At 68.3% G+C, this 8,355-nt stretch carries 6 protein-coding genes; 4 read left to right on the top strand and 2 right to left on the bottom strand.

From position 1 onward, the window contains the following. From V7E05_RS12885 to guaA, 3 genes are all read left to right on the top strand, one after another. Positions 1-1,107 (top strand): GuaB3 family IMP dehydrogenase-related protein (locus tag V7E05_RS12885; RefSeq protein WP_333620044.1); only part of this gene is annotated, 1,107 nt, incomplete at its 5' end. Between the two features lie 159 nt (positions 1,108-1,266). Then, positions 1,267-3,009 (top strand): GMC family oxidoreductase, encoded by a 1,743-nt coding sequence (locus V7E05_RS12880; protein WP_333620043.1) that lies wholly within the window; start codon positions 1,267-1,269, stop codon positions 3,007-3,009. Positions 3,010-3,140: 131 nt separating this feature from the next. Next, complete coding sequence (gene guaA, locus V7E05_RS12875; protein ID WP_333620045.1) at positions 3,141-4,730, top strand: glutamine-hydrolyzing GMP synthase; 1,590 nt, start codon at positions 3,141-3,143, stop codon at positions 4,728-4,730. A gap of 167 nt (positions 4,731-4,897) precedes the next feature. Here guaA and V7E05_RS12870 read toward each other — a convergent pair whose 3' ends face one another. Both V7E05_RS12870 and V7E05_RS12865 read right to left on the bottom strand, forming a co-directional pair. Continuing rightward, positions 4,898-6,520 carry a WXG100 family type VII secretion target gene (locus V7E05_RS12870; RefSeq protein ID WP_333620042.1) on the bottom strand — a complete coding sequence of 541 codons (1,623 nt, stop codon included), beginning with the start codon at positions 6,518-6,520 and terminating at the stop codon, positions 4,898-4,900. Positions 6,521-6,737: 217 nt separating this feature from the next. Continuing rightward, the gene (locus V7E05_RS12865; protein ID WP_333620041.1) at positions 6,738-7,463 is read right to left on the bottom strand and encodes a DUF3558 family protein; all 726 of its coding nucleotides are present in this window, start codon (positions 7,461-7,463) and stop codon (positions 6,738-6,740) included. A gap of 66 nt (positions 7,464-7,529) precedes the next feature. Here V7E05_RS12865 and V7E05_RS12860 point away from each other — a divergent pair. Then, on the top strand, positions 7,530-8,355 hold an 826-nt coding region (locus V7E05_RS12860), incomplete at its 3' end, for an alpha-hydroxy-acid oxidizing protein (protein ID WP_333620040.1).

Here is an 8,355-nt window from a genome sequence, read left to right as displayed (position 1 = left end):
GACATCGTTCCGGCCCGCAGGACGCGTTCGTCGAAGCATGTCTCGACGTCCTGGCAAATCGACGCGTACACGTTCGAGATGCCGCTCATCGCGCATCCCTCGGACGCGGTGATGTCTCCGGACTCCGCCGCCGAGTTCTCCCGGCTCGGCGGGCTCTCGGTGCTCAACGGCGAAGGCCTGTGGGCGCGCCGCGAGGACCCGGAGGCCGATATCGCGAGGGTCCGCGAGCTCGCCGAGAGCTGGGAGGTCTCCAACCCCTCCCGCGCGGACCGCGCCGTGGCGTACCTGCAGGAGCTCCACAAGTCCCCGATCCGCCACGACCTCCTCGAGGCGGCCGTGGGCCGGATGCGGGAGTCGGGCCACACGGTGGCCGTCCGTGTGTCGCCGCAGCATGCCGAGGAACTCGCGCCGATGCTCATCAAGGCGGGAGTGGAGATCCTCGTCGTGCAGGGCACGATCATCTCCGCCGAGCACGTCGGCGAGGAGGACAACCACGGACAGCAGGTCGGGCCAACGCTCAACCTCAAGGAGTTCATCCGCAATCTCGACATCCCGGTCATCGCAGGCGGCGTCGTTGACTACCGGACTGCTCTGCACCTCATGCGCACCGGCGCCGCCGGCGTAATCGTCGGCTTCGGGCACGTGCCGCTCGTCTCGACCAGCGGCGAGGTGCTGGGAATGAACGTCGCGATGGCCACCGCGATCGCCGATGCCGCCGCGGCGCGCCGCGATTACCTCGACGAGACCGGCGGCCGCTACGTCCACGTGATCGCCGACGGCGACATCGCTTCCTCCGGCGACATCACCCGCGCCATCGCGTGCGGCGCCGACGCCGTCGCGCTCGGCAGCCTCCTCGCGCAGGCGGACGAAGCGCCGGGACGCGGTACCTTCTGGCCGTCCGTGGCCGCGCACCCGTCCGTCCCGCGCGGCGACGTCCAATCCGTGGCAGACGCGACCGCCTCGATGGAGGAGGTCGTCCTCGGACCGACCTCCGAGCCCTTCGGCTCGCGCAATCTCATCGGTGGTCTGCGCCGCGCCATGGCGAAATCGGGTTACACCGACGTCAAGGGTTTCCAAAAGGTCGAGCTCGCGGTCCGGCCCAACTAGGCACCACCGACTCCGGGGCGCCCCACCCCGCACTCGGGTGAGGGGGGCTCCCGCACTTCGATCCGTTCCTACCGAGTAGTAGGGTCTTTACAAAAGGCCTCCATTTGTCGAACCCTCGCTCGACTTAGTCCGGCGGCCCTCTTCTGCCCAGGAGGAAAAGTGTCCGATTCCGAACTCGCTCCGTCCGGCCCCGTCGACGTCGATGTGCTCGTCGTGGGATCCGGTTTCGGCGGATCCGTGTCCGCCCTTCGGCTCACCGAGAAGGGCTACAAGGTCGCTGTGGTCGAAGCCGGCCGTCGCTTCGAAGACGACGAGATGGCGAAGACCTCGTGGAACCTGCCGAAGTACGTGTGGGCGCCAAAGCTCAAGCTCTTCGGCGTGCAACGCATCCACCTGCTCAAGGACGTGATGGTCCTCGCGGGCGCCGGCGTCGGCGGTGGCTCGCTCAACTACGCGAACACCCTCTACAAGCCGGGCTCGGCGTTCTTCGAGGACAAGCAGTGGGCGCACATCACGGACTGGGACGAGGAGCTCTCCCCGTACTACGACCAGGCGCGGCGCATGCTCGGAGTGGTGGAGAACCCTCTGGATACCCCTGCGGATGACGTCGTTCGGCGGGTGGCCAAGAAGATGGGCGTTGCGGAGACCTTCCGGAAGACCCCGGTCGGCGTGTTCTTCGGGCGGAAGGCCGGCCTGAAGGGCACGGCGGGCGAGACAGTCGAGGACCCGTACTTCGGCGGCGTCGGCCCCAATCGCACGGTGTGCACCGAGTGCGGCAACTGCATGGTCGGTTGCCGGGTCGGTGCGAAGAACACGCTGCTCAAGAACTACCTCGGGCTCGCGGAGAACGCCGGCGCGCGCATCTGGGACCGCACCACCGTCAAGGGCCTGCGTCCGCGGTCCGACGGCACGTGGGAGGTCCAGCTCGAGCGGACCGGTGCGTGGACGAAGTGGGGCAAGCAGCGGCGCATGGTCGTCGCCGGACAGGTTGTGCTCGCCGCGGGTACGTGGGGCACGCAGCATCTCCTGCACTACGGCAAGGCTGACGGCGCGCTTCCCGGTCTCACGGACTCCCTCGGTTCGCTGACTCGCACCAACTCCGAAGCGATCCTCGGTGCCATGGCGGACGAGGTCGACCCAGAGCACAACTACTCCGAGGGCGTCGCGATCACGTCCTCCTTCTATCCTTCGCCGGATACGCACATCGAGCCGGTCCGCTACGGTCCCGGTTCGAACGCGATCGCTCTTCTCCAGACCGGTCTCACCGATGGCGATCGATCACGCTGGAAGCAGCTCGGCGAGCTCGTCCGTGAGCAGCCGAGCCTCCCGCTCAAGCTTCTCAACTTGCGCCGATGGTCGGAGCGGACCGTTATCGCCCTCGTCATGCAGAACCTCGACAATTCGCTCACGACGTTCGTGCGTAGGTTCGGCCCGTTCAAGATGGTCTCGTCGAAGCAGGGGCACGGCGAGCCGAACCCAACGTGGATCCCGGCGGGCAACGAGGCGACGCGGCTCATGGCCGACGAGATCGGCGGCATCGCCGGCGGCACGTGGGGCGAGATGGCGAACATCCCGCTCACCGCACACTTCCTCGGCGGCTGCGCGATCTCGGACTCGAAGGATTCCGGGGTCATCGATCCGTACCACCGCGTGTGGAACTACCCGAGCCTCCACGTCGTGGACGGCGCCGCCATCTCGGCGAACCTCGGGGTCAACCCGTCGCTGTCGATCACGGCGCAGGCCGAGCGAGCGATGTCCCTGTGGCCGAACAAGGGCGAGACCGATACGCGTCCGGTGCAGTCCGAGGGGTACACGCGTATCCCGCCGGTCAAGCCGAACGCCCCGGTCGTGCCTGAGTCGGCTCCGGGAGCACTGCGACTGCCGATCGTCGGCGTCAGCTAGCCGGGGCCCGAGGCTCGGCGGGCGGGCGGCGCAGAAATGGTCCCGGGGCGGCCCCGTCTACACTTGTGCGCGTGACTGATTCGGGGAGTGATTCGGTGAACAAGCCCGTCGGGGATTCCGGGAGCGGCGCGATGTCGGAGGCGGAGGCCGCAGTGTCGCACGCGGCGCCGCGACCGGTGCTGGTGGTCGATTTCGGCGCGCAGTACGCGCAGCTCATCGCGCGGCGCGTCCGCGAGGCGCGGATTTATTCGGAGGTCGTGCCGCACACGGCGACTGCCACGGAGATCGCTGCGAAGAACCCGGTGGCGCTCGTCCTCTCCGGCGGCCCCGCCTCGGTGTATGCCGACGGCGCGCCGAGCGTTGATCCCGCGATATTCGATCTCGGGCTGCCCGTGTTCGGCATCTGCTACGGCTTCCAGGTGATGGCCCAGGCGCTCGGCGGTGAGGTCGCGGAGACCGGCTCGCGCGAGTACGGCCGCACCGATCTCGAGGTGTGCGGCGGCAGCCTCCACGCGGGTCTCCCGGGCTCGCATCCCGTGTGGATGAGCCACGGCGATTCGGTGCAGCAGGCACCGGAGGGCTTCGAGGTGACGGCGACGTCCGCCGGCGCCCCCGTCGCCGCATTCGAGAACACCGCCGCCAAGATGGCCGGCGTGCAGTACCACCCCGAGGTCCTCCACTCGCCCCACGGGCAGGAGGTGCTCACGCGCTTCCTCACCGACGTGGCTGGGCTCGAGGCGAGCTGGACGGCAGCGAATATCGCCGAGCAGCTCATCGATGCGGTGCGCACGCAGGTCGGGGATGGGCGCGCGATCTGCGGTCTTTCCGGCGGCGTCGATTCCGCGGTGGCCGCGGCGCTCGTCCAGCGGGCGATCGGAGATCGGCTCACGTGTGTGTTCGTCGATCACGGCCTGCTCCGCGCGGGCGAGCGGGAGCAGGTCGAGCAGGAGTTCGTCGCGTCGACGGGCGCCCGGCTCGTGACCCGCGACGACGCCGAGACGTACCTGGGCTTCCTCGACGGGGTCACGGATCCCGAGGAGAAGCGCAAGATCATCGGCCGCGAGTTCATCCGTTCCTTCGAGGGCGCGGTGTCCGAGGTGCTCGGCGCGGAGGCCGAGTCCGGTGCGAAGGTCGAGTACCTCGTGCAGGGCACGCTCTACCCGGACGTCGTGGAGTCCGGCGGCGGCACTGGGACTGCGAACATCAAGAGCCACCATAACGTCGGCGGGCTCCCCGAAGATCTCGAGTTCTCGCTCGTCGAGCCGCTGCGACTGCTGTTCAAGGACGAGGTTCGCGCGGTGGGCCGCGAGCTCGGCCTGCCGGAGTCGATCGTGGGGCGCCACCCGTTCCCCGGCCCAGGCCTCGCCATCCGGATCGTCGGCGCGGTGTCGCGCGAGCGGCTGGAAACGCTGCGCGCGGCCGATGCGATTGTTCGCGAGGAGATGACGGCAGCCGGCCTCGACGCCCAGGTGTGGCAGTGCCCCGTGGTGCTCCTTGCCGATGTGCGCTCGGTGGGCGTGCAGGGCGACGGCCGCACTTACGGCCATCCCATCGTGCTGCGCCCGGTGTCCTCGGAAGATGCGATGACGGCCGACTGGACCCGCATGCCGTACGAGACGCTCGCGAGGATCTCGAACCGCATTACCAACGAGGTCCCGGATGTGAACCGCGTGGTGCTCGACGTGACGAGCAAGCCGCCGGGGACCATCGAGTGGGAGTAGTGGCTGCGGGCGGCGCGTAGACGCTCTGCTGTTGCCTCGGACGGCGCGGACTGGCTTCGGTCGGTCCGCGCCGTCTGTGATTTCGCCGGGTTTCCGGGTGCTCTACCTTTGTTGATGTCGTTCGGACATGGGTGCTGCGGTTCCTCCTTTGCTGGGGCGGGCCTTGTTTAGGTGGCGCCCTCCTTGCCCGGTTCGCTGCCTAGCTGCACGTCCGAGTTTGTTTCTGGGGCACGGCCGCCGCGAAGAACGGGGTGGACTGCACCGGGCAGGGAGCCGACGAGCTCGCTCGAGTTCGCCGGGTGCGCGAGGTAGTCGGCAGGGGAGTGCCGGCCATCTCCGCCACGGCCGGCAGACGCGCCGGGCGCCATGCCCATCATCGGCGCACCTGCGCGCCCGGAACTCGCCGTGCCTCCGGAACCGCTGCCGCCAGGTGCTCCTGAGCCCGCCGCGCCGGCTAGCCCGCCGGGGGCGCCGAGCCCCATGCGGGCGGCTGCGGGGGAACCGGGCACGCCCGATCCTCCCGCGCTGCCGCCGCGAGCGGAGCCGGTCCCGAACGGCGAGGAAGCTCCCGCAGACGCGTAACCCGCGGGCGCGCGGCCGATCCCGGAACTGCCAGAGCCGAACGGTGAGTTTCCTCCTGCGCTCGGGCGCGCGAACGCGCTGCTGCCCGCTGGCGATCGCCCCGAGGCCGAAGCAGCCCCGCCGGCGGGAACCCTTCCGGCCGCTGCGCTGCCTCTCTGCTGCGGGGTCGTGCCTGCAAATGCGCCGCTTCCACGGGCACCGGGAGTCGATGTCGAGGCAGAAAAGTTCGGTGCACCGGAGCTAGTGGTGGTGGCGTGGGTTGGGGCGGAGTTCGCCGTCATAGGCGGGATCGGGGTGGGGAGAGCGCCTGCACCGGTGGTCACACCCGAGGTTGTTGGTGATGTTCCGGCGCTCGCGGCGCCTCCGCCGGATGCTCCGGTCCCGCCGTTGGGGCTCGGCGCCGCGCCGTTGGATGTCGAAGAGGATGAGGTTGCAATGGTCGGCGCGTCGACCCCTGTGCCGGAGCTCGCGCCTGCGCCGCCCCCGTGGGCAGACGGCACGTCGCCGTTCCACAGGTCGACGGGGTTGACGCCGGTGGTCCCGCCGGAGGCCGAGCCGACACGGTGCGCGGGAGTGAAGCTGAGGCCCGAGAGGTTCGCTTGCTCGATGTGCGGGTTGTAGTCGCTGTGGATGATCCGCTGGGCATTTTCTCGTGCGGCCTCCTTCTCTGCCTTGTCGGTGGGCTCGTCACCGGCGGCGAGCTGGGCGACCTGGGTACGGGTCGAGTCGTAGCCGTCGGCGAGGGCGTTGGCGCGGTTGGCTACGGTGTCGAGATCGGAGGCGAGGGAGGTCGCCGAGGTGTGGAACTGGGAGACGTTGGCGAGCGCGGTATCGGCGAACTCACCCGTCCACGAGCTGCCGAGGTGTTGCTGGACGCTGGACAGGAGGGTGGCCGATGCGTCGCCGAGAGTTTGTGACGCGGTGGTGAGGCGGGTCGCGGTGCTGCGCAGCGAGTCGGGGGAGAGGCTCTCGGCTCCGGTCTTGATGGTCTCCAGGGACATGCCGCTGGCGTCCTCGCCGTCGACCCAGTCGAAGCCGGTGTCGGCGATGGCCGGGTCCGCGTACGCGGCGATGCTCGACATGCCGGCGATGAGCGCTGACGGTCCGTTGATCACGGGTGCGGGCTCGGCGGCGGCCTTGAGCGCGGCGGCGGCAGTCTCGTCCTGGGCACTCAGCGTGCCGCCGGCGATCTGGAACAGTGCGCCCATTGCGGCGGCTTGGTTCTGGTAATCAGCGAGCAAGGTTTGAACAAAGGTGTTCTCGCACTGAGCGTAGTTTTTCTCCGTTGCAGCTGCTGAACTAAATATTGCGGTTGAGCCAGCGCGGCTAGAAGGGGCGGAATCAGATGAAAAACCATCCAGGGCCTGTACAAAACTCGAGCAGTAGCTCGAAAGCGTGCCCGCGGACTCGGGAGATATTACCATGTCAGCCATCAAGAGCCTCCGAGGGAAGCTTGGAGGAAAGGTTCTCCATTAACGTTCGCGCATTAGAACATGCTCTGGTGCGATCTGGATTTTCTGAAAGATCGACTATGTCGATTGTGAAGAGTCCGGCGACGGTTATTACCCCAAGCCCGCATCGAAACGATGAGTTGGTGTTCTTCGGGGAAATATCAAAAGCCCTGTAGCTTCCAACATTCTGAACCTGTGTAACGGCCTCAGATGCGTCAGTAGCGATTTCGGACGGGTGATTCCAAATTGTGCTCAGATTAATATGCGAGGTTGTGCTTTCCCACCCACATTGATCTAGGGGCGGTGTTGCTTGGTGGACCTCGGCGTCTGGCCGAACCCTTGGGCTCTCTATCCCCGCCGCTTCGAGGTCCGCCGCCGAAATCTCCGTACACGGATCGAACAGCTCAGGACGCTGCTCGATGGGGAGCGTCCATGGATCGACTTCCTCGCCCGGCGACTCCCCGCCACCGCTCGAGGCGACGGCGGCCTCGCTGGGGGAGGAAACCGCGCCGTCATCCCCCAAAGCACAGCCACCGACCGCCAAGCCCAACAACACCGACGTGGCGCAGGACGCGCCGACTTTAGCCCTCATGTGCATAACGACGGTCCGTCCTCTGGATCCGGTTCCCGATGTCAGCGATCTTTTCACGCCCACCGGCTTCGCGCTGCCGTGATCGCGCGGCACCACGGTTCCGACCACTCACCTTGCCCAGGAGATCCGCAGAATCCAGCGCCGCGCCAGAAGACTCCGCACTACCGTGTCCCTATGGGTTTCCTCGGTGCAGGTCGGGCGGTTCAGTCGGCGGTCTTCGGGCGCGGGGTCTCGGGATTTCGCCCGGCCGTTCCCACCTCGCCGCGCGCGCTCGAAGAGAAGGCGACCAAAGAGATGAGCCCGCGGGCGCGCGCCTACGTCTTCGGTGGCGCGGGCGCGGAGCGGACCGTTTCGGCCAACCGCGAGGCCCTCGACCGCGTCGAGATACTCCCGCGGATGCTCCGCGACACCACCGGCGCCGACATGAGCACCACTCTCTTCGGCAAGCGCCTCGACTCCCCGCTGCTCGTCGCCCCGATCGGCGCCGCGGGACTCTTACACCGGAATTCGGACGTCGCGGTCGGCGAGGCCGCCGCGACGCTCGGCGTCCCCTACATCTTGTCGAGCCAGGGCTCACAGCCCATGGAGGAGGTGGCCCGCGCGATGGGCGACGCCCCGCGCTGGTTCCAGCTCTACTGGCCGAAGGACCCGGGCCTCGTGCGCAGCTTCGTCGCCCGCGCGGAGGCGATGGGCGCGGGGGCGATCGTGCTCACCGCCGACACCACGCAGCTCGGCTGGCGCCCGCGCGACCTCGACCTCGGCTACCTGCCGTTTACCCGAGGCATCGGTATCGCGCAGTACACCTCGGACCCGCGCTTCTCCGAACTCGTCGCCGAGCGTATCGCGCGGTCGTCGAGCGGCGCCGAAGGCGAAGCCGACACCGACGTCCGTCCCACCCCGACCCCCGAGGCCATCGCCACGCTGCTACGCATCTCGCGCAATCACCCCGGCTACTTACTCGACAACCTGCGCTCGCCCGTGCCCCGCGCCGCAGTGCAGA

It is taken from the genome of Dietzia sp., from assembly GCF_036741115.1.
Classification (GTDB): domain Bacteria; phylum Actinomycetota; class Actinomycetes; order Mycobacteriales; family Mycobacteriaceae; genus Dietzia.
Note: the sequence above shows the minus strand (reverse complement) of the source record. Positions and strands in the feature narration are given on the sequence as shown.